Below are 18,082 nucleotides of genomic sequence, written 5' to 3' on the forward strand. Positions count from 1 at the left end.
TGGTGTCTGTCGGGCCGGGCGGTGCCGCGGCCCTCCCACGAACGGGTCGTGCCGGTCAGGGTGGGGGGAGGACCTATTCCTTGACCGTGATGCCCATCGACCGGGCGGTGCCGGCGATGATCTTCTCGGCGTGGTCGATGTCGTTGGCGTTCAGGTCGGCCATCTTCTTCTCGGCGATCTCACGCAGCTGGGCGCGGGTGACCGAGCCGACCTTCTGGGTGTGCGGGACGCCGGAACCCTTCGGCACGCCGGCGGCCTTGATCAGCAGCCGGGCGGCGGGCGGGGTCTTCAGCACGAAGGTGAAGGTCCGGTCCTCGTACACGCTGATCTCGGCCGGCACGATGTCACCGCGCTGCGACTCGGTCTGGGCGTTGTACGACTTGCAGAACTCCATGATGTTGACGCCGTGCTGACCCAGCGCCGGGCCGACCGGCGGTGCCGGGGTGGCCTGGCCCGCCGGCAGCTGAAGCGTGAACGTCTTGACGAGCTTCTTCTTCGGAGGCATGTCTCTTCCTGGGCTTAGAACTGGGGAACGTGCACCTGAGATCGCCCGTCGGCGCGCACGGTCAAGCGCGCCTGCGTGGCGGGCGACGTTCTAGAGTAGCGCAGCCCCGGCCGGGGCGACGCGCCGAGGTCGGCCGGACCCGACCGGCCCACCGGCCGGAGCCGGGTGACCGGCCGGATCTGTGGCGGTCGATCAGATCTTGGCGACCTGGTTGAAGTTCAGCTCGACCGGAGTCTCCCGACCGAAGATCGAGACCAGCACCTTGAGCTTCTGCTGGTCGGCGTTGATCTCGCTGATCGTGGCCGGCAGCGAGGCGAAGGCGCCGTCGGTGACCGTGACCGAGTCACCTACCTCGAAGTCGAGCACCTTGACCTCCGGCTTCGCCTTCTTGGTCTCGGTCTCCACCGCCGGGGCGAGCCACTTGAGCACCTCGTCGAGCGAGAGCGGCGCGGGCCGGTCGGCCCGGTCGGTCGCCCCGACGAAGCCGGTGACCCCCGGGGTGTTGCGCACGCACGAGTACGACTCCGGGGTCAGCTCCATCCGGACCAGGATGTAGCCCGGGAAGACCTTGTTCTGGACCTGGAGGCGCTTGCCGTTCTTGACCTCGACCTCTTCCCGGGTCGGCACCTCGACCTGGTAGATGAACTCCTCCATGTCGAGGCTGGTGATCCGGGTCTCCAGGTTCGTCTTGACCTTGTTCTCGTAACCGGCGTACGAGTGGACCACATACCAGTCGCCGGGTGCGTAGCGCAGCTTCTGCCGCAGCTCGGCGACCGGGTCGTAGTCCTCGTCCGGAGCCTCGGCGGCGTCGAACCCCGACTCGCTGGCGGCCTCGACCGACTCGTTACCGCTCGCCGTCGCCACCGCGGACTGCTCGTCCGGGGTCTCGGCGGTCTCGTCGTACTCAGGCACGCTCTCGCTCACTTCCGTCACTATCAGGTGGGGCAGGTGGTCAGCTGGAGCCGCCGAAGACCCACAGCACGCCGCGGGCGAAGGCGTAGTCCAGCCCGGCCACGATCGTCAGCACCACGGCGACGAACACGACCACCACGGCGGTGTAGGTCAGCAGCTCCTTGCGGGTCGGCCAGATGACCTTACGCAGCTCCGCCACGACCTCGCGGAAGAACCGGGCAAGCCGGCCGAACATTCCGACCCGACCCTCGGTCCTGGTCTTGGGCCTGCTGTCCGCCGAATCGGCCCTGGTCCGCTCCCGGGTGGCGGTGCCACCCCGGCCGACCGGCTCGTCCGCCTCGTCGGCGTCATCGTCGACAACGTCGTCGATCATCTCGTCGTCGAGACGGTCGTTGTCGTCCTCGTCGCGCCGATTCTTGTCGGCCACTTCGCCCTCCGTCGCCGGGTGGTTGGTACGCGCGCCGGTGGACGCGCGCTGCGCTTTTCACGCCGGCCGGAACCCGGAGTCTCCGTCTCGGGCGCCGACCGCCCTCGACCGAACCCCCGGACGACCGTCCCCGGAACGGCCCGCGGCCGGCGGATCCGTCGGGACGGACCGGGCGGACTCACCGCCTCGGCTCGACCCCGCCGATGCCACCAACACGAGCCGGTCGCCACAGGTGATGGCGACGCCGATCCCGGGACCGGTCAGGCCGTAGGCGCAGGGGTGACAGGACTTGAACCTGCAGCCTGCGGTTTTGGAGACCGCTGCTCTGCCAATTGAGCTACACCCCTGTGCGGGCAGCCGACCCACTCTGGCACGCACGCCTGAGTAGAGGCCACTTGCCCCACGGCGGACCAGTGTACGGGTAGAGGCACGAGTTTCCCAACCGGTGTGTCCCGGCGAGCCCGTCGCGGCCGCTCCGGACAGGTGCTAGGCGGGAGTGCGGATCACCGCACGGGCCTGGGCCAACACCTTCTCGCCCTGGCAGGTGGCGGTCAGGTCGAGCCGGGTGAGACCGTCCTCCGGCTCACCGCGTACGGCGGCACTCACCTCGATCTCGGTGCCCTCGTCGTCGTCCGGCACCGGCACCGGCCTGGTGAACCGGACGCTGTACTCCAGCACCGCGTCCGGCGAGCCGGCCCAGTCGGTGACGGCCCGCCCGACCAGGGCCATGGTGAACATGCCGTGCGCGATCACCCCGGGCAGCCCGACCTTGGTGGCGAACCGGTCGCTCCAGTGGATCGGGTTGAAGTCGCCCGAGGCGCCCGCGTAGCGGACCAGGTCGGCGCGGGTGATCCGGAAGGTACGGGGTGACAGGTCCATCTCAGCCCTCTCCGCGTACGACGAGCTTGGTCCAGACGGTGACCACCGGCTCCCCGGCACTCGTGCTGACCTCGGTACGGGTGGTCATGAAGCCGTGCCCGGCCCGGTTGACGATCTCCTCGACCGTGTTCACGCAGACCAGCTCGTCACCGGCGACCACCGGCCGGGTGTAGCGGAACCGCTGGTCGCCGTGGACCACCCGGCTGTAGTCGATGCCGAGCTCGGGGTCCTCGACGATCTGCCGGCTGGCCGAGAAGGTGATCGTGAACGGGTAGGTCGGCGGCGCCACCACGTCGGCGTGCCCGAGCGCCCGGGCGGCATCCGGATCGTGGTACGCCGGGTCGTCGGCGCCGATGGCCGTGGCGAACTCTCGGATCTTCTCGCGGCCCACCTGGTAGGGCGGGGTCGGCGGATAGCTGCGGCCGACGAAGGACGGGTCCAGGGACATGCCGCCGAACCTACACGGCCGGATCGACCCGCCGGGGCCACCGACCCGGGGCGACCGGGAGGGCTGTCCGGGGCCACCGATCCGGGGCAGTCCGGGGCGACCGGGAGGGCTGTCCGGGGACGCAGGATCGCCGCCCCGGGCCTGGGCGGGAGCGGGCAGGCTGCCACGCTCGCCAGGGCCGGGACGGCGATCCTGGAAGTCTCTGACCGGCCGACTCGCGTCGGCGGCGGATCAGCGGGTCTCGCGGTGGACGGTGTGCTTGCCCTCCCGGGGGCAGAACTTCTTCAGCTCGATGCGGTCCGGGTCGTTACGGCGGTTCTTGCGCGTGATGTAGTTGCGCTCCTTGCACTCCGTACACGCCAAAGTGATCTTGGGACGGACATCGGTCGCCTTGGCCACGGCGGGGCGCCTTCCTCGTTAGCGGGACTGAACTACGACGTACCAGCGTAGACGCCTGCCACGCGGACACGCAAAGTGGGCGCCGACGGCGCCCTTTTCGCTCCGGTCTCCGGGATCAGACCCGGCGCCCGAGAGTAGCGGTGGCCGGACTTGAACCGGCGACACAGCGATTATGAGCCGCTTGCTCTGCCATCTGAGCTACACCGCCGTGGCGGGTCCAACTGAACCCTCTGAGCCCCCTTACGGAATCGAACCGTAGACCTTCTCCTTACCATGGAGACGCTCTGCCGACTGAGCTAAGGGGGCGCGCACGCGATCTTTCCTGGTGGCGCGCAGAGGTAAGAGTACACGTCGCCGGGCACGAGGTGAAATCAGATCCCCGGTGTCCGGACCGGGCCCTCGGGTCCGGTACGTCGACGCAGGTCAGGGCACCGCGCGCAGCCGCCGCACGTCGGCCGGGCCGGTCTGCGCGTCGGAATCGGTCTGGGCGGCGAACCAGGCCTCCAGGCGCTCGTACGGCAGCGGACGGCTGAACAGGAAGCCCTGCCCGATCTGGCACCCGATGTCCTGGAGCAGTTCCAGGGTCAGTTCGCTCTCCACCCCCTCGGCGACCACGGCCAGGCCGAACTGCTGGGAGAGCGTCACCACCGCGTTGACGATCGCCAGGTCCACCGGATCGGTCGCCATGCCCTGCACGAACGAGCGGTCGACCTTGACCTCGTTCACCGGCAGCCGGCGCAGGTAGGACAGGGAGGAGTGGCCGGTGCCGAAGTCGTCGACGGCGAGGCGTACCCCGATGTCCCGCAGCCGGCGCAGCCCCGGCACGGCGCGTTCGGTGCCGTCGAGTACGCCGGCCTCCCTGATCTCCAGAGTCAGCAGTTCCGGTGCGACGCCGTACTCGGCGAGCATCCCCTGGACCAGCGCCGGGAACTGCTGGTCGGCGAGGGTACGCGGAGAGATGTTCACCGAGACGGCGAGGGTGTTGCCGCCGCTGGTCCAGTCCCGGCTGCGCCGCAGGGCCTCGCCGAGCACCAGCCTGGTCAGCTCGGGAAGCTGGCCGGTGTGCTCGGCGACCGCCACGAAGTCCTCCGGGGCGACCGTCCCGTGTGCCGGGTGCACCCAGCGGGCCAGGCACTCCACCCCGACCAGCCGACGGTCGGTAAGGGTGACCTTCGGCTGGTAGTAGACCTCCACCTCGGCGTGGTCGAGCGCGCGGCGCAGGTCACCGGCGAGCCCGAGCCGGCGCGACGACCGGGACTCCAGCCCGGGGCTGAACAGCTGGATGCCGTCCGGGGCCGACTTGGCCCTGGTCACGGCGAGGTCGGCGCGCTGGAGCAGGGTGGCCGGATCGTCGCCGTGGTCCGGGTGCACCGCGACCCCGACCACCGTGTCGATGTCCAGGACCAGCACGTCGAAGACCATCCGGTCCCGGATCTGCTCGCGCAGCTCGGCGGCGAGGTCGAGCGCCGCGTCGGTGCTCTCCATCCGCAGCGTCACCACGAACTCGTCGCTGCCGACCCGGCCCACCAGCGCGGCGGAGGGTGCCGAGGCGCGCAGCCGGGCCGCGACCTCGACGAGTACCCGGTCGCCGGCGGCGTGCCCGACGGACTCGTTCACCTGGCGCAGTCCCGCCACGTCGAAGAGGAGCAGGGCCACCACCTCGTTGGGTGCGCGCACCCGGACCGCCTCCTCCAGCGCCCCGGTCACCCGCCGCCGGTTGGGCAGGTTCGTCAACCCGTCGTGGTACGCGTCGTGCCGCAGCCGGTCCACCAGCCGCGAGTTCTCCAGGGCGACGGCGGCGTGCGCCGCGATCGTCTCGAAGACCGGCAGGTCGGCCTCGGTGAAGTGGCCGATGTCCCCGAGCCGGTTCACCACCTCCAGGGAGCCGATCACCGCCTGGCCGGAGCGCAGCGGTGTGACGATGACGTCCTTGACGCCCGCCCCGCGCAGCGCCTCCCGGATGTCCCGGTCGCCGCCGACCCGGCTACCCGCGGCGATGGTACGACCCTCCTCGCAGGCCCGTTGCCGGGCGAGCGCCGGTGTGCGGGAGATGTCGAGCAGTCCCCGCTCGTCGACCCGGGCGGTCAACAGCACCTCCGGGTGGCGCCCCTGTGCCGGCAGCCAGAGGGTGGCGGTCTCGGCCTGCATGATGGCCCGGACCCGGCCCAGCAGCGAGTCGGCAAGCGTGCCGTCCTGGCCCCGCTCGCTCATCGCCTTGGTCAGCTCGTAGACGTCGGCGAGCGTGCGGTGCTGCCGGAAGAACTGCGCGTACGAGCGGTAGAGCACGGCGGTGGCTCCGGCGAGCGCCAGCAGCAGCAGCGCGGACCACCAGGTGGCCCGGATGCAGAGCACGATGACCAGGCCCACCGCGACGTTTATCGCGGCGGTCACCAGGCCCGGCCCGGACGAGCGGACGGTTTCCCAGCCGGCCGGGGTGCCGTGGATGACGGCGATCAACGCGGCCACGGCGACGAGGGTCACCAGGGTGTGGCTGCCGACCGCGGCGAAGAGGATGAACCAGGTCCCCATGCCGAATCCGCGCATGTCCGGCAGGGCCAGGACGACCAGGCTGGCCAGCGAACTCGCCGCCGCCGCCTTGGCGACGTTGAACCAGAGCTTGGGCTGGGCGAACCGACGGAGCAACTGGGCGATCAGCGAGCCCAGCGTGAAGACCAGTACGACGGTCAGCGGCGGCAGCAGGAAGAGCGCGAAGAGCAGCGGGATCTCGGTGATGGTGAAGGACATCGTCTGGCGCCGGATGACGAAGTGCAGCATCGGCATCTCGGAGACCACGACGAGGCCGAGGATGGCGGCGGCCGGCAGCCATTTGCCGACGGGTTCGTCGCTGAGGACACCGAGCGCGACCGACAGGACGACGGCGAGGATGCCGAGCGGACCGGTTACGAGCCAGGCATGCTCGGGGGACCGACGTGTCGCGGAAGAGCCCCTAGGCATACCACTCCCCATCTACGGGAGATCGCTCGTGCGCTACCCGAGATCGCTCGCGGACGAAGAGGCTTCCTACGTCCACTCGAAGCCGAAGGCCTGGAAGGCGCTTCCGGTGGTGGGGTCAGCGCTCTCGCCGGTCAGCTCGGTGGCTGTCACGCCGCTCCGTTCCGACCAACCGACCGCGCCCGCGCTTGCGGCGAAACCGCCGACGGCGAGCACGGCGAGCACAAGAAGAGAGCCTACGAAGCGGCCCAGCCTCCATGCAGGCATTGGTTGCTCCCGTCGAGATGGTGAGGTGAAAGCTAGATGTTCCATGATGGTGCCACAGTCCTGGGAACCGGCAAAGTCATCGGAAGGGCGACCCACCAGGGATCGGCAAAGTCTAACCGTTCGGTAGGTACAACTCCCCCGGCCGGCTGCAAGCGTCTGCCAGGCAAATGACTGACATGATTCACTCAGCGCTCAATAAGACTCACCGTGCGTACGCGATCAGTAGCACCAAAGGCCATCGTCGGTAGATTTCGGCTAAATTACTTCATCGGCAGGAGTCTGACCATTCCGGACGGACGCCCCTCGCCAGGTCGACTACCGTCGGTGACGGCGCGGCGGTGCGGGCTCGTTCCGCTCTCGGGTCGACACCGAGGTTTCGACCGGTCCACCCCGGATGTTCATCCGGAGCCGACCGACGCCTCCGCAGATTCGTCACGCTCGGCGAAGGCGCCGGCACGGGCGGCAAGGACGGCGCTCCGGGCGGCTTCGGCGACGACCCGCGCGTCGGGAGCGGAGCGCAGCAGCACCAGCTCGTGGTAGAGCGGTGCGGTCGCGGCGACGAGCAACCGGCGCGGATCGCAGCCGGCCGGCAGCTCGCCCCGTAGTACGGCCCGGTGGACGAGCAGGGCGCAGCGGTCGTACCGGTCGGCCCAGAAGGAGGCGAGCGCGTCCGCCGCCGGCGCCGAACGGAACGACGCGGCGATCAGCGCCCTCGTCAGCGGAGGCTCGGCGGTCAGCGCCGTGTACACCTCGGCGTTGAGGGCGAGCAGGTCGCCCTCCAGGGAGCCGGTGTCCGGTGGCGCCCAGTCGTCCCCGGTGGCCTCGGCCAGTACGTCGGCGAGCAGTCCGCCGACGTCCCGCCAACGCCGGTAGACGGTGGTGCGGTGCACCCCCGACCGCTCCGCCACGGCGTCGATGCCGAGCGCGTCGTAGCCGTACTCGACCAGGTGGGCCCGGACCGCGTCGAGCACCCGGCGGCGAACCTCGGCGCTGCGCCCGCCCGGCCGGCGGACCGGACGGGCCCCCCGGCCCGGTTCCTGTTCCGGTGTCCGGGTCGGGACCGGAGCCGGAGTTGGCGGTTTCCGGGTCGGGGCCGGGGCTGGAATCGACGGTTCGGCGGAATTGGTTGGCGGTCGGGACGGAGGCATGGCAGTATCTTACTGCTACATCCGTAGACTTAAGGTAGGTGCCCGGTCCGATGGTCAGGTGAGCGTCCCCCGCGTCCCGAGCCGCCGCACGCCCGGCGGCCGATCCGTCGACGACCGGAGTCGCTCCCATGCCTACCCAGCTCAGCCTGCACGCCGTCACCAAGCGCTACGCCGACCGGACCGTGCTGGACGGGGTCAGCTGCGCCATCGCCACCGGCGAACGCACCGCGATCATCGGCGAGAACGGCTCCGGCAAGTCCACCCTGCTCCGGCTGCTCGCCGGCCGGGAACGGCCCGACGAGGGACAGGTGACAGTCGTCAGTACCGGTGGGCTCGGCTACCTGGGACAGGACGCGCCGCTGCCGGCGTACCTGACGGTGCGGCAGGCCGTCGACGACGCGCTCGCCGAACTGCGCCGGATCGAGGCCCGGCTGCGCGAACTGGAGCCGCTGCTCGGTGCCGGCGACGGGGACGACCACCGGCGGCTGGTCGAGTACGGCGAACTGGCCACTGTCTTCGAGCTGCGCGGCGGCTACGACGCCGACGCGCGGGTCGAACGCACCCTGCACGCGCTCGGCCTGGCCGGCGTCGACCGGGACCGGCGGCTCGGCGCACTCTCCGGCGGCGAACAGGCCCGGCTGCACCTGGCCGCCGTGCTGTCGGCCGGTTCCGAGGTGCTGCTGCTGGACGAGCCGACGAACCACCTCGACGACGACGCGCTGGGCTGGCTCGAACAGCACCTGCGCGGCCGGCACGGCAGCACGGTGGTGGTCTCGCACGACCGGGTCTTCCTGGACCGGGTCGCCGGCACACTTGTCGAAGTGGACGGTGACCGGCACACCCTGACCCGGTACGGCAACGGCTATCCCGGTTACCTCGCCGAGAAGGCGGCCGGGCGGGCGCGCCGGGCCCAGGCCCACCTCGACTGGCGTACCGAGGTCGACCGGTTGCGGGAGGCGGTGGCGACCACCGCCCGGCAGGTCGCGCCGGGCCGGGAGATGAAGGACCGGAACAAGATGGCGTACGACCGCAGCGGCGGGCGGGTGCAGCAGTCGGTCGCCAGCCGGGTACGCAACGCCGAGCAGCGGCTCCGCCGGCTGACCGGGCGCCCCGTGCCGCCGCCGCCGGAACCGCTGCGGTTCACCCCCCGACTCGCCGGCTCCGGCCCGGCGCCTGCCGCAGGTCGCGCCGCTCGGGATGGTGCCGCCCGGGACGGTGCTGCGCCGGATGGTGCCGGCGGTGTGGTGTTGTTGCGGGCGGACGGGGTGGCGGTGCGCGGGCGGCTGTCGGCCACCTGGTTGACGTTGCGCGGCGGCGAACGGCTGCTGGTCAGCGGGGCGAACGGGGCCGGCAAGAGCACGCTGCTGCGGGTACTCGCCGGAGAGCTGGTCCCGGACGCCGGCCGGGTGTTCCGGCGGGGCCGGATCGGTCACCTGGCGCAGGAGGTCGAGGTCGAGGATTCTCGGGAGCCGCTGCTGGACGCCTTCGGGCGGGGCCGGGGCGGGCCGCCGGACGAGTACCTCGACGAGTTGCTCGCGCTGGGACTGTTCGACCGGGAGCGGCTCGGCGTACCCGTCGGGGAGCTCTCCACCGGCCAGCGGCGGCGGCTCGCGCTGGCCCGGCTGGTCAGCGAGCCGGCCGACCTGCTCCTGCTGGACGAGCCGACCAACCACCTGTCGCCGGGCCTGGTCGAGGAGTTGGAGGCGGCGCTCGCCGAGTTCCCCGGCGCGGTGGTCGTGGTCAGCCACGACCGGCGGCTGCGCGAGCGGTGGCGCGGAGAGCACCGGGTGATGAGCGGCGGCGTACTCGCCCCCGAACAGCCGGTCTCCGCCGCCCGCTGAATCCGGCCTGACCAATCCAGTCGGAGGCGATTGGCGGAGGACCGTCCGGCACTCGAATTCCAACGGAGGGAACCATAATGGCATTGCCACGCCAACCAGCGGTCCGGGAGTTTCCGATAGCGGATTCCACGGCTGGCCCGTACGGCATCACGATCGGGCCAGACGGCGCAATCTGGGTCACCCTGGTGCACGCCGGTGGAATCGCCCGAATGACGCCGGATGGCGATGTCCGGCGCTACCAACTCGACGAATCGGCGAGTGGACCGTCGGTCGTCACGGCCGGCCCGGACGGGGCACTGTGGTTCACCCGCTCCCGGGACCACCGGATCGGCCGGGTGTCGACATCCGGTCAGCTCAGCTCCTGTCCGGTCCCGTCACCGGACGCCGGCCCGTACGGGATCGCCGCCGGGCCGGACGGCGCGCTCTGGTTCACCGAGATGAACGGCGACCGGATCGGCCGGATCGGTGTCGACGGCGAGGTGACCGAGTTCCCGCTGCCCCAGGCCGGCGGCTTCCCGTCGATGATCACCGCCGGTGTCGACGGGGCGCTCTGGTTCACCCTCAACCAGGCGAACGCGATCGGCCGGATCGGCGTCGACGGCACCGTCACGCTGCACCCGCTGCCGACCGCCGGCGCCGGGCCGGTCGGGATCGCGGCCGGCGCCGACGGTGCCGTCTGGTTCGTCGAGATCGTCGCCGGGCAGCTCGGCCGGATCACCCCGGACGGGCAGGTCACCGAGATCCCGCTGCCGGACCGGGCCGCCCGGCCACACGCGATAGCCGCCGCGCCGGACGGCAGCTACTGGTTCACCGAGTGGGGCGCGAACCGGGTCGGGCAGCTCACCCCGGACGGAACGATCCGGGAGTACGCCCTGCCGACGGCGGGTTCGGAGCCGCACGGCATCACCGTCGCCCCGGACGGGGCGGTCTGGGTAGCCCTGGAGATCGGTGCCGTAGCCCGGATCACGTGCTGAGTGGATGCCGTGCTGACCGGATGCCATGCTGACCGGCTTACGTGCTGACCGGCTTACGTGCTGACCGGTTGCCGTTCCGCCGGGGTCGCCGGCGCCGCTTCCTCTCGGGCCGGTAGTTCGCCGGTCCGGCCGATGCTCTCGGGCGTTGGTGCAGTTGGTCGGGGTCAGCGGTCCCGCTGGCCCGACCGACGGCGGTCGGCGTCCTCGACGGCGTGCCGTACCGCGAGCCGGACGACCCAGTAGAGCACTCCGAGCCCGACCGCCGACAACGCGAGATAGACGGTCAGCACGAACAGCAGGGCGGGGATCTGGTCGGCGGAGGCCATGCCGAAACGTTAGGTCACCCGGCGCTCCGGCGCCGCCCCACACGGTACGGCGCCGGCACGCCCAGCCGGCATCCTCAGCCGGTGAGTCGACCGATGACGCCGGACCCGACCACGATCACGGCGCCGATCACGACGAAGACGACCGGGACGAGCCAGTGCCCGCAGCGGCGTACCAGGGTGACGGTCTTCTGGTGTGAGCCGAGCCAGCGACCGGCCAGACACCAGGCGGCGACGCCGACGCCGAAGACCGCGACCGTGAGCAGGCTGTCGGCGAGCCCGATGGTCCGGAACGCCGGGTGTAGACGGAGATGTTGTCGGCGCCGTTCGTCACCGTGACGGCGGCCACCGAGAGCAGGCCGGTGCCGACGACCGGAGCCGGCGGCTCGTCCTTGCCCCGCGAGCGGAATGCCGAGCCGAGGCCCCGCACCCCGAGAGCGCACGGGACCAGGCCGAGCAGCCCGACCCAGCGGTCCGGCACGACCGTCAGGCCGAGCGCTGCCACGGCGGAGACGAGGACGAGGACGGCTATCCCGGCATACCGGCCGAGCCAGATCTGCCACCGCCGGGGCTTTCCCACCGCCCGCGCGGAGAGGAAGAACAGGGTCAGCACGACGAGGTCGTCGACGTTCGTACCCACGAAGAGCCCGACCGCCGCGACCAGGGTGCCGTCCGGATCCCCACGGCGCCGGCTCTACGGGCCCGGTGGGTGCGCCGGAGGTACGACGGCGGCGGCGGTGTGGGCGGCCCGGAGCACGCCGACGGTGAGCAGGGCCGGGCCGGCGAGCGCCACCGCGGCCAGCAGCGCGGCCTCGCCGTCGACCACGTTGGCCAGCGACACCGCGACCCCGACCGAGAGGACGACGCCCTCGTCCGGATGCGAGAACGTCCACCAGGCGGCCCACCTGCCGGTCAGGTCATGGAAGGCGGCTGCCGCCGAGACCGCGACGAGCAGCGCCCCGATCGGCACCAGGGCGGCCCGGTCGGCGCGGGCCCCCGACAGCGCCAGCATCCGCGCCGCCGCCAGGGTGGCCAGCAGCGCCGGCCAGCCGGCCCCGAGCAGGCCGAGCAGCGGTTCGTCGTCCACCCGCGACCAGGCGTCCATCCCGACGAACACCACCAGGAGTACGGCGACGACGCCGGCCAGCACGGTGGCCCTCGGTCGCTGCCGTGGCGGGAGGGCGCGTACCGCCACGGCGAGGCAGACCACCCCGAGCAGCAGTCCCACGCAGCCGAACTGCCGCTCGTCGAGGGACTGGCGCCACTGGTCGAGGACCGACTGTGGAAGTCGGGCCGGGCCGGTCGGGGCGACACCGCCGTCGAGTGGGGTGTAGAGCGGGGCGAGCGTCTGCCGGCGGGCCGGTGCGGTCGAATCCCGCCACAGTTCCACCGAGGCGGGGACGGCGAGCAGGGCGATGCCGGCGGCCAGCGCCGGGCGTACCCGGGGTGCGGCCGGGCCGGCGAACAGGACGTACCCGACAAGCGCGGCCGACGCGGCGAGCGCGCACTGCGCGGCGGTGCGGTCGGCGGTGATCAGCGCAGCCAGGACCGACAGCGTGCCGGCAGCGCCGCAGACCGCCAGCAGGACACGCGTGGGGCGCACGGTCAGCGATCATTCCATAGATGAGCCGCGACGGCTGCCGGGCCGGTCCTCGTGTTGTCGGCGGCCGTGCACCATGTTGCTGCCGGCCGGTGGCTCGCGTTGCTGTGCGGTCGGAACGCGTGGAACTGCGGTCAGAAGGCGTGGAACTGCGGTCAGAAGGCGTGGAACTGCGGTCAGAAGGCGTGGAACTGCGGTCAGAAGGCGTGGAACTGCGGTCAGAAGGCGTGGAACTGGTCGAAGGGTGGCTCGGTCAGAGGAGCCGGAAGCCGGAGAGCGCGGCAGCGGGCCACCGGCTCGGCTGCCGGATCGTCGCCGATGTTCCGTAAGGTTCCGCCGGCGGCGAAGGCGTCGGGGATCACCGTCCAGCCGAGGTTTCGCTCGTAGTACCGCACGGCGGTGCGCACCGACGGCGTCCAGTCGTCGTCGAGCACGACCAGCCCGCCCGGCCGGACGATCCTGCGCAGGAAGTAGAGATCTACGAAGACCTCGTGGAAGCGGTGGCTCCCGTCCACGAAGGCCGCGTCGGCGACGACCCCCTCGGCGACGAGTTCGGGCAGCGCGACGGACGACCGCACGCGCATGAGCCTGGCGATCGAGTCCAGTCCGGCGGCACGGAGCAGGTCCCAGCCGACGTCGGAGTACGCGTCGTCCTGGAAAGGGTCGACGATGACGTGCTGTGGGTTCGGCGGGTCGACGGTGACCAGGGCTTCCCCGATCGCGAGCGCGGAGCTGGCGTACGCGAGCCCGACCTCGACGACCGTCTCGGCCTGTTCGGCGACCAACAGATCTCGGAGCAGGTCACAGTCCCGTTCCGGCAACGAGACCGTCTCGAAGTCCCGCTCGTGTGGCCGGGTCCTCGGCGGACCGTCCTGGACGAGTCGGCGGCGTACCGCCCGGACCCGTGCCCCGCGTTCGTCGATCTGCATCCCGACAGTCTGGTCCGGTCCTCCCCGACCGGCACCTCCGGGGACACCCGGCAGGGGCCGGCACCCCCTCTCCGAGCAGGGCCGGCACCCTCCCGGGCAGGCTTACTGTCTCGACACATGTCTAATTTGACAGTGGTCTAGGCAGCGTGGCAACCTCTATTTAGATATCCGTCTAGTCAGGGAGGTGCGGGATGTCCCGCGTCCAACTCGCGCTCCGGGTTTCCGATCTCGAAGGGTCGGTGGCGTTCTACTCGAAGCTCTTCGGCGTGGAGCCGGCGAAGCGCCGGCCGGGGTACGCCAACTTCGCGATCGAGGAGCCGCCACTCAAGCTCGTCCTGCTCGAAGGTGCACCTGACCAGCCCACCGTCATGGACCACCTCGGCGTCGAGGTCTTCGACGGCGACGACGTCACCGCCGCGACCGAGCGACTCAGCAGCGCCGGACTGATCACCCTCACCGAGAACGACACCTCCTGCTGCTACGCCGTGCAGGACAAGGTGTGGGTACGCGGCCCCGGCAACGAGCCGTGGGAGGTGTACGTGGTCAAGGGCGACTCCGAGCAGTACGGCAGGAGCGCCGACGCAGAGCCGGGTGCCGACGACGGCTGCCGGTGCGGCGAGGCCACGGAAGGTGGTGGCGCCAAGGAGCTCGTCGGCGCCGGAGCGGCTGACCGAAGCAGCTGCTGCTCGTAGCTCCGGGCAGCGCCCGTTAGGCTGGAGGAGAATCGACGGTCGACCAGTCCGTCGCCATCGTCACGGACCCGGATGGGCCGGAGCCTCAACGAATCAGCCCTTCGCCCGGTCGTCTCGGGCGAAGGGCTGATTCACGACAAGATCGTGACCTCGGCGGCACTATCCGCGCTGACGGGCCGCGAAGAATTCCCACATGACGACACCGGCGTCGATCGCCGTGGCATGGTCGGTCGGCGCCGGCCAGGCGTGACCCATCCCGTTGACCACGTAGTCGACCGCCTCGCTGCCATCGGCGCATTTCGCGACCGTACGGTTGACCGTCCTGCCCTGGTCCACCCATACCGGCTCCTCGGCGGTGCAGCCGAGGTGGCGGTGCCACCGGTTGAGTCCGTAGGAGATCTGGTCGGCGATCCGGTCGCGGCTGCCCAGGAATGCCACTACCGACACCGGCTCGGCGGGTTTGTAGCCGGTGTCCGACCTTGCCCGGCCCCACTCGAACGGACCGCTGACCGGGGCGATCGCGGCAAACACGTCCGAGGCGTTCACCGCCAGCTCGTAGCTCATCCGCGCGCCGTCCGAGAACCCGGTCGCATACACCCGGCGCGGATCGACACCCCACGTCTCGACCAGGTGCTCCACCATCGCGCGGAGGAACCCGACGTCGTCGACGACTCCTACCCGGCCGGTCGCCTGCCACGCTCCGTCGATCCCGTTCGGGTATGCCGTGAGGAAGCCCTCGCGGTCCGCCACCGTGTCCAGCCCGCTCGCCGCCCGCAGCTTCGCCGCCGAGCTGGGCCGGCCGTGCAGGGCAACGACCAGTGGTATCGCGCGGCCCGGCCGGTAGCCCGGCGGCGCGTGCAGTTCATAGTTGCGCTCGACGCCCTGCCAGTCCAGGTGGAGCGTATGGTCACCAGGGGCGGGAGAGACCGCCGGCCTGGCGGGTGCTGGCGAAGGATCGGCGGCGCCGCAGGCGGCCACTCCCGTGACCGTCATGAACAGACATGTGGCAAGCAGCGCTGTCGTCCTCATTCGATCCCCCGTGGCGTCGACTGCCAACTTGACGCGTTGACGCCATCGATCGGTTCGCATCCGGCGCCGGTGTCGTTGGCGCCGACGCGACGGCGTGCCCGCGTCCGTCGAGGGTCAAGGCGATGGGCCCACCTGCGAGCGCGACCTACGCGAAGTGCGTCGCGGTACAGGACGGGTTCCGCGCTGGATCGAGGAGGCGCTGGAACCGGACGACGGGCAGGGCGAAGGCGCCCGCCGAGCGCCCGGAAACCTCTCCGCGCATTCTCCGTGGAAGCCCGTTGACGGCCAGACAGCGCCATTGACGGCTGAACAGACGGAAACAGCCCCTGACCAGCATTTTGCCTGGTCAGGGGCTGATTTCGCACCTGGTGGCGGGTAGAGGATTCGAACCTCTGTAGCTTTCGCGACGGATTTACAGTGTGCCGATCATCTTCCTCTGACCAGCCAAAACAGTCTTGACGGCCGGTGCGCCGACACCGATGCGACAACAGGGTCCCGTAAGCGGCTGTCGATGGGCGAAACGGCAGGCGCTGAAACAGAGGGGTGTGTCCCGGGACTGTCCCCCTCGTTTCCCCTGCTCAGCGCACATCGGGGGAGACGAGGGACAGCGGGGACAGGTGCTGTCAGCTTGGGAATCGTACAAGGGCCGCTGGTGATCATCCTGTCCGGCAACTCGGCGATCGACTGGCCTGGTGTCGACCTTCCGCGGTCTGTTGGCGTAGCCGATCGCGGCGACCCCGGCGGCGCGCCACCTCGATGTTGGGAAGAGTCGCCGACCAGCACGCAGGACCCCGGCGTCACGCCGAGGGCACACACCGTTCCGCTCATACGCCGGAAGCCGCGGGCGTGACAGCGGCAAGAAGGTTAGGGACGCCCGTCGGTGCACGGCCGCACCACTCGCCGCCTGCCCGCCAGATGGCCTCGATACCGAGTGAGACGAGAAGGTCCACGAAGGCGTCACCGATCGGACCAGAGAACAGCGCTACCAAGTTCGGGTCAGGCCGCTCAATGTCTCGGTAACAAAAGTGCCGGTAGGAAAAGAGTTGTCCGATGGCCTCTCTTACCACCGTCTCCGCGTTCGGGCCAACCACCTTGGCCTCAACGAGCCAGTGAAGAACCTTCCCGTCAACGGTGAGGTCACAGGGGTGGGTGTTGTTGGCTACCGTCATGCCGGCGCCTTTGGCTTGTGCTGCGAAGGCGTTCACCAAGGCTTCGTGCCGCGGCTTACGATCTTGAACGTGCTTCTTGACGTGCGCCCGGTAATCGCTTGGATTCTTTGGCCGGAACGCCGGCGGCCTTGGGCGGAACTTTCGCTTAGTCTTCTCAGAATTCGGGGTTGTGTTGATAACGCCAGGTTCGGTGGCAAGAATCTCACGCTTGATGTCAACACACATTGCGTACAGCGCATAGAAACGATCTAGATCGGCTCGAAGCGTCTCTTCGTTCGGCAGCTGCGCCGGATCGTAAGTGAGTGCAGCGATGTTGCCTTCTTCGTACCCACGAGGTAGGAAGTGCTTGGGCGCGTCCAGGTCAACTTCATCGATGAGGCCAGCCATGGTCTCCTCGCCGAGGTGCTTACGCAGCAAGTTGCTCTCGGCGTCGAGCTCTGCAAGGGCCGCCTTCTCCGCGGCAGTGCCCTTGAGCCCTGCCTCGACCGCGTTTCGTTTGTGCTGCGTGGCGCCCTGATTCATGCTCAGGTACACGCGGGAGAGGTCTCGCCGGTAGAGGTAGACGACGTAGAGGCCTTCCTGCGCCGTCGTGGTCACGTCCTTGTCCAGCACCGCAATCCATGGGACCACGGGCAAGCTCTGACCCGAACCACTCACGCGGACTGACATGCCCAGTGGCACCAGCTTCGACAACTCGCCCCGGACAGCTTCCAGGTGTTGCTGCGCAGGCTGCTCCCTGCCGTTCGTATGGGCGTACGCCTTCAGGCGTACCCCGGCTAGCGCTTCCCCCAGATCCATAGAGGCGGATTCTAGATAGGGGCTACGACACTGCGTCTGCCCGCCGCAGCCTGTCCCCGTTGTTTTGGCAGCTCAGTCTCCCGCGGGGGACACCGGGGACGCCGGGGACAGAGCCTCGGCGATGTCCCCCATCGACGTGATGACGGCGTCGGCCGAACCTCACTAACAGTTGCCGAACGGACACGGAGTGAGTCGCCAGCTTGGACGCACTTCAAAATGCCCAGATTCGTCGTCGGGTAAGCGACACACGCCGGCTCAGGTCTGCCTCTTGAGCCCATGACCAAGTAACATTCCCTGATCTTGAGAGGGGTGATCTCTATGGGTAAGGCTGTTTTCTACAGCTTCCACTACGACCGGGATGTACACCGAGTTCAGCTCATTCGCAACATCAACGCACTTGAGGGTCAGCCTCTCCTGAACGCCCAGGATTGGGAAACCGTAAGGCGCAAGGGCGATAAGGGTATCGAAGAGTGGATTCACGAGAAAATGAAATACAAGAAGGCGGTCATCGTGCTCATTGGAAAGGAGACCGCTGGGCGACCGTGGGTTAAGTATGAGATCGAAAAGGCTTGGACGGACAGGAGGCCACTTCTGGGCATTCGAATCCACGGGATCTCATCAATGGGTGCTGTGGATAGGGCAGGGCCAAGTCCATTTAACTCGGCGGCCGGAATCCCTATCTTCGATCCCACCCAGACCGACGTTTACGGAAAGATCGATTCCTCCGCTACATACAACCACTTGAAGAGGAATCTAGAATCGTGGTCCGATCAAGGCATCGTGCGCTGAA

General features: G+C 69.7%; 19 protein-coding genes and 3 tRNA genes. 4 read left to right on the forward strand and 18 right to left on the reverse strand.

The annotated features are described in order from the left end of the window. Positions 1 to 73: 73 nt before the first annotated feature. From rplK to ACN28A_RS09070, 12 genes are all read right to left on the reverse strand, one after another. Positions 74 to 505 carry a 50S ribosomal protein L11 gene (gene rplK, locus ACN28A_RS09015; protein ID WP_278064283.1) on the reverse strand — a complete coding sequence of 144 codons (432 nt, stop codon included), beginning with the start codon at positions 503 to 505 and terminating at the stop codon, positions 74 to 76. Between the two features lie 192 nt (positions 506 to 697). Beyond that, a complete protein-coding gene (nusG, locus tag ACN28A_RS09020) occupies positions 698 to 1,417 on the reverse strand; it encodes a transcription termination/antitermination protein NusG (protein ID WP_421404254.1) in 720 nt (239 codons plus the stop codon). A 40-nt stretch (positions 1,418 to 1,457) separates the two neighbouring features. After that, entirely contained in the window at positions 1,458 to 1,844 is a 387-nt protein-coding gene (gene secE / locus ACN28A_RS09025; protein WP_421394031.1) for a preprotein translocase subunit SecE, read from the reverse strand. A gap of 274 nt (positions 1,845 to 2,118) precedes the next feature. Then, positions 2,119 to 2,191: transfer RNA gene (locus ACN28A_RS09030), tRNA-Trp, on the reverse strand. A gap of 139 nt (positions 2,192 to 2,330) precedes the next feature. After that, entirely contained in the window at positions 2,331 to 2,723 is a 393-nt protein-coding gene (locus ACN28A_RS09035; RefSeq protein WP_421394033.1) for a MaoC family dehydratase, read from the reverse strand. Between the two features lies 1 nt (position 2,724). Then, positions 2,725 to 3,171, reverse strand: a complete 447-nt coding sequence (locus ACN28A_RS09040) for an FAS1-like dehydratase domain-containing protein (RefSeq protein ID WP_421394034.1) — start codon at positions 3,169 to 3,171, stop codon at positions 2,725 to 2,727. 231 nt (positions 3,172 to 3,402) lie between these two features. Beyond that, a complete protein-coding gene (rpmG, locus tag ACN28A_RS09045; RefSeq protein WP_421394036.1) occupies positions 3,403 to 3,570 on the reverse strand; it encodes a 50S ribosomal protein L33 in 168 nt (55 codons plus the stop codon). A gap of 135 nt (positions 3,571 to 3,705) precedes the next feature. Continuing rightward, positions 3,706 to 3,778, reverse strand: a tRNA-Met gene (locus ACN28A_RS09050). A 25-nt stretch (positions 3,779 to 3,803) separates the two neighbouring features. Then, positions 3,804 to 3,876 (reverse strand) — tRNA-Thr (locus ACN28A_RS09055). A gap of 117 nt (positions 3,877 to 3,993) precedes the next feature. Continuing rightward, the gene (locus tag ACN28A_RS09060) at positions 3,994 to 6,525 is read right to left on the reverse strand and encodes a putative bifunctional diguanylate cyclase/phosphodiesterase (RefSeq protein ID WP_421394039.1); all 2,532 of its coding nucleotides are present in this window, start codon (positions 6,523 to 6,525) and stop codon (positions 3,994 to 3,996) included. A 66-nt stretch (positions 6,526 to 6,591) separates the two neighbouring features. Continuing rightward, positions 6,592 to 6,747 (reverse strand): hypothetical protein, encoded by a 156-nt coding sequence (locus ACN28A_RS09065; protein WP_421394041.1) that lies wholly within the window; start codon positions 6,745 to 6,747, stop codon positions 6,592 to 6,594. 440 nt (positions 6,748 to 7,187) lie between these two features. Continuing rightward, complete coding sequence (locus ACN28A_RS09070; protein ID WP_421394042.1) at positions 7,188 to 7,760, reverse strand: TetR/AcrR family transcriptional regulator C-terminal ligand-binding domain-containing protein; 573 nt, start codon at positions 7,758 to 7,760, stop codon at positions 7,188 to 7,190. 305 nt (positions 7,761 to 8,065) lie between these two features. On the opposite strand from ACN28A_RS09070, the gene ACN28A_RS09075 reads away from it, so the two are divergent. Both ACN28A_RS09075 and ACN28A_RS09080 read left to right on the forward strand, forming a co-directional pair. After that, positions 8,066 to 9,778 (forward strand): ABC-F family ATP-binding cassette domain-containing protein, encoded by a 1,713-nt coding sequence (locus tag ACN28A_RS09075; protein ID WP_421394045.1) that lies wholly within the window; start codon positions 8,066 to 8,068, stop codon positions 9,776 to 9,778. A gap of 77 nt (positions 9,779 to 9,855) precedes the next feature. After that, a complete protein-coding gene (locus tag ACN28A_RS09080; protein WP_421394048.1) occupies positions 9,856 to 10,752 on the forward strand; it encodes a virginiamycin B lyase family protein in 897 nt (298 codons plus the stop codon). Between the two features lie 164 nt (positions 10,753 to 10,916). On the opposite strand, the gene ACN28A_RS09085 is transcribed toward ACN28A_RS09080, so the two are convergent. From ACN28A_RS09085 to ACN28A_RS09100, 4 genes are all read right to left on the reverse strand, one after another. Further along, on the reverse strand, positions 10,917 to 11,078 hold the full coding sequence (locus tag ACN28A_RS09085; protein WP_421394050.1) for a hypothetical protein: 162 nt from the start codon (positions 11,076 to 11,078) through the stop codon (positions 10,917 to 10,919). Between the two features lie 127 nt (positions 11,079 to 11,205). Then, positions 11,206 to 11,715 carry a cadmium resistance transporter gene (locus ACN28A_RS09090; protein ID WP_421394052.1) on the reverse strand — a complete coding sequence of 170 codons (510 nt, stop codon included), beginning with the start codon at positions 11,713 to 11,715 and terminating at the stop codon, positions 11,206 to 11,208. Positions 11,716 to 11,769: 54 nt separating this feature from the next. Next, positions 11,770 to 12,678 carry a hypothetical protein gene (locus ACN28A_RS09095; RefSeq protein WP_421394054.1) on the reverse strand — a complete coding sequence of 303 codons (909 nt, stop codon included), beginning with the start codon at positions 12,676 to 12,678 and terminating at the stop codon, positions 11,770 to 11,772. A gap of 215 nt (positions 12,679 to 12,893) precedes the next feature. After that, positions 12,894 to 13,604 (reverse strand): class I SAM-dependent methyltransferase, encoded by a 711-nt coding sequence (locus tag ACN28A_RS09100; RefSeq protein WP_421394055.1) that lies wholly within the window; start codon positions 13,602 to 13,604, stop codon positions 12,894 to 12,896. 191 nt (positions 13,605 to 13,795) lie between these two features. Here ACN28A_RS09100 and ACN28A_RS09105 point away from each other — a divergent pair, with 191 nt between their 5' ends. Then, a complete protein-coding gene (locus ACN28A_RS09105; protein WP_421394057.1) occupies positions 13,796 to 14,296 on the forward strand; it encodes an ArsI/CadI family heavy metal resistance metalloenzyme in 501 nt (166 codons plus the stop codon). A gap of 159 nt (positions 14,297 to 14,455) precedes the next feature. On the opposite strand, the gene ACN28A_RS09110 is transcribed toward ACN28A_RS09105, so the two are convergent. Both ACN28A_RS09110 and ACN28A_RS09115 read right to left on the reverse strand, forming a co-directional pair. Further along, positions 14,456 to 15,352 carry an alpha/beta hydrolase family esterase gene (locus tag ACN28A_RS09110; protein WP_421394060.1) on the reverse strand — a complete coding sequence of 299 codons (897 nt, stop codon included), beginning with the start codon at positions 15,350 to 15,352 and terminating at the stop codon, positions 14,456 to 14,458. A 797-nt stretch (positions 15,353 to 16,149) separates the two neighbouring features. Then, positions 16,150 to 17,292 carry an MrcB family domain-containing protein gene (locus tag ACN28A_RS09115; RefSeq protein WP_421394061.1) on the reverse strand — a complete coding sequence of 381 codons (1,143 nt, stop codon included), beginning with the start codon at positions 17,290 to 17,292 and terminating at the stop codon, positions 16,150 to 16,152. 309 nt (positions 17,293 to 17,601) lie between these two features. Here ACN28A_RS09115 and ACN28A_RS09120 point away from each other — a divergent pair, with 309 nt between their 5' ends. Continuing rightward, positions 17,602 to 18,081: a TIR domain-containing protein gene (locus ACN28A_RS09120; protein WP_421404256.1), complete on the forward strand. Its 480-nt coding sequence runs from the start codon at positions 17,602 to 17,604 to the stop codon at positions 18,079 to 18,081. The last annotated feature ends 1 nt before the right edge of the window (position 18,082 follow it).

Origin of the sequence: Plantactinospora sp. WMMB782 (assembly GCF_049179135.1) — a bacterium.
Lineage (GTDB): Bacteria > Actinomycetota > Actinomycetes > Mycobacteriales > Micromonosporaceae > Plantactinospora.

Bases quoted from the DNA above. Each gene is read 5' to 3' on its own strand.
- ACN28A_RS09075 (WP_421394045.1), top strand. From the start codon at position 8,066: ATGCCTACCCAGCTCAGCCTGCACGCCGTCACCAAGCGCTACGCCGAC.
- ACN28A_RS09100 (WP_421394055.1), bottom strand. From the start codon at position 13,604: ATGCAGATCGACGAACGCGGGGCACGGGTCCGGGCGGTACGCCGCCGA.
- rplK (WP_278064283.1), bottom strand. From the start codon at position 505: ATGCCTCCGAAGAAGAAGCTCGTCAAGACGTTCACGCTTCAGCTGCCG.
- ACN28A_RS09080 (WP_421394048.1), top strand. From the start codon at position 9,856: ATGGCATTGCCACGCCAACCAGCGGTCCGGGAGTTTCCGATAGCGGAT.
- ACN28A_RS09115 (WP_421394061.1), bottom strand. From the start codon at position 17,292: ATGGATCTGGGGGAAGCGCTAGCCGGGGTACGCCTGAAGGCGTACGCC.
- ACN28A_RS09060 (WP_421394039.1), bottom strand. From the start codon at position 6,525: ATGCCTAGGGGCTCTTCCGCGACACGTCGGTCCCCCGAGCATGCCTGG.
- ACN28A_RS09085 (WP_421394050.1), bottom strand. From the start codon at position 11,078: ATGGCCTCCGCCGACCAGATCCCCGCCCTGCTGTTCGTGCTGACCGTC.
- ACN28A_RS09035 (WP_421394033.1), bottom strand. From the start codon at position 2,723: ATGGACCTGTCACCCCGTACCTTCCGGATCACCCGCGCCGACCTGGTC.
- ACN28A_RS09105 (WP_421394057.1), top strand. From the start codon at position 13,796: ATGTCCCGCGTCCAACTCGCGCTCCGGGTTTCCGATCTCGAAGGGTCG.
- ACN28A_RS09040 (WP_421394034.1), bottom strand. From the start codon at position 3,171: ATGTCCCTGGACCCGTCCTTCGTCGGCCGCAGCTATCCGCCGACCCCG.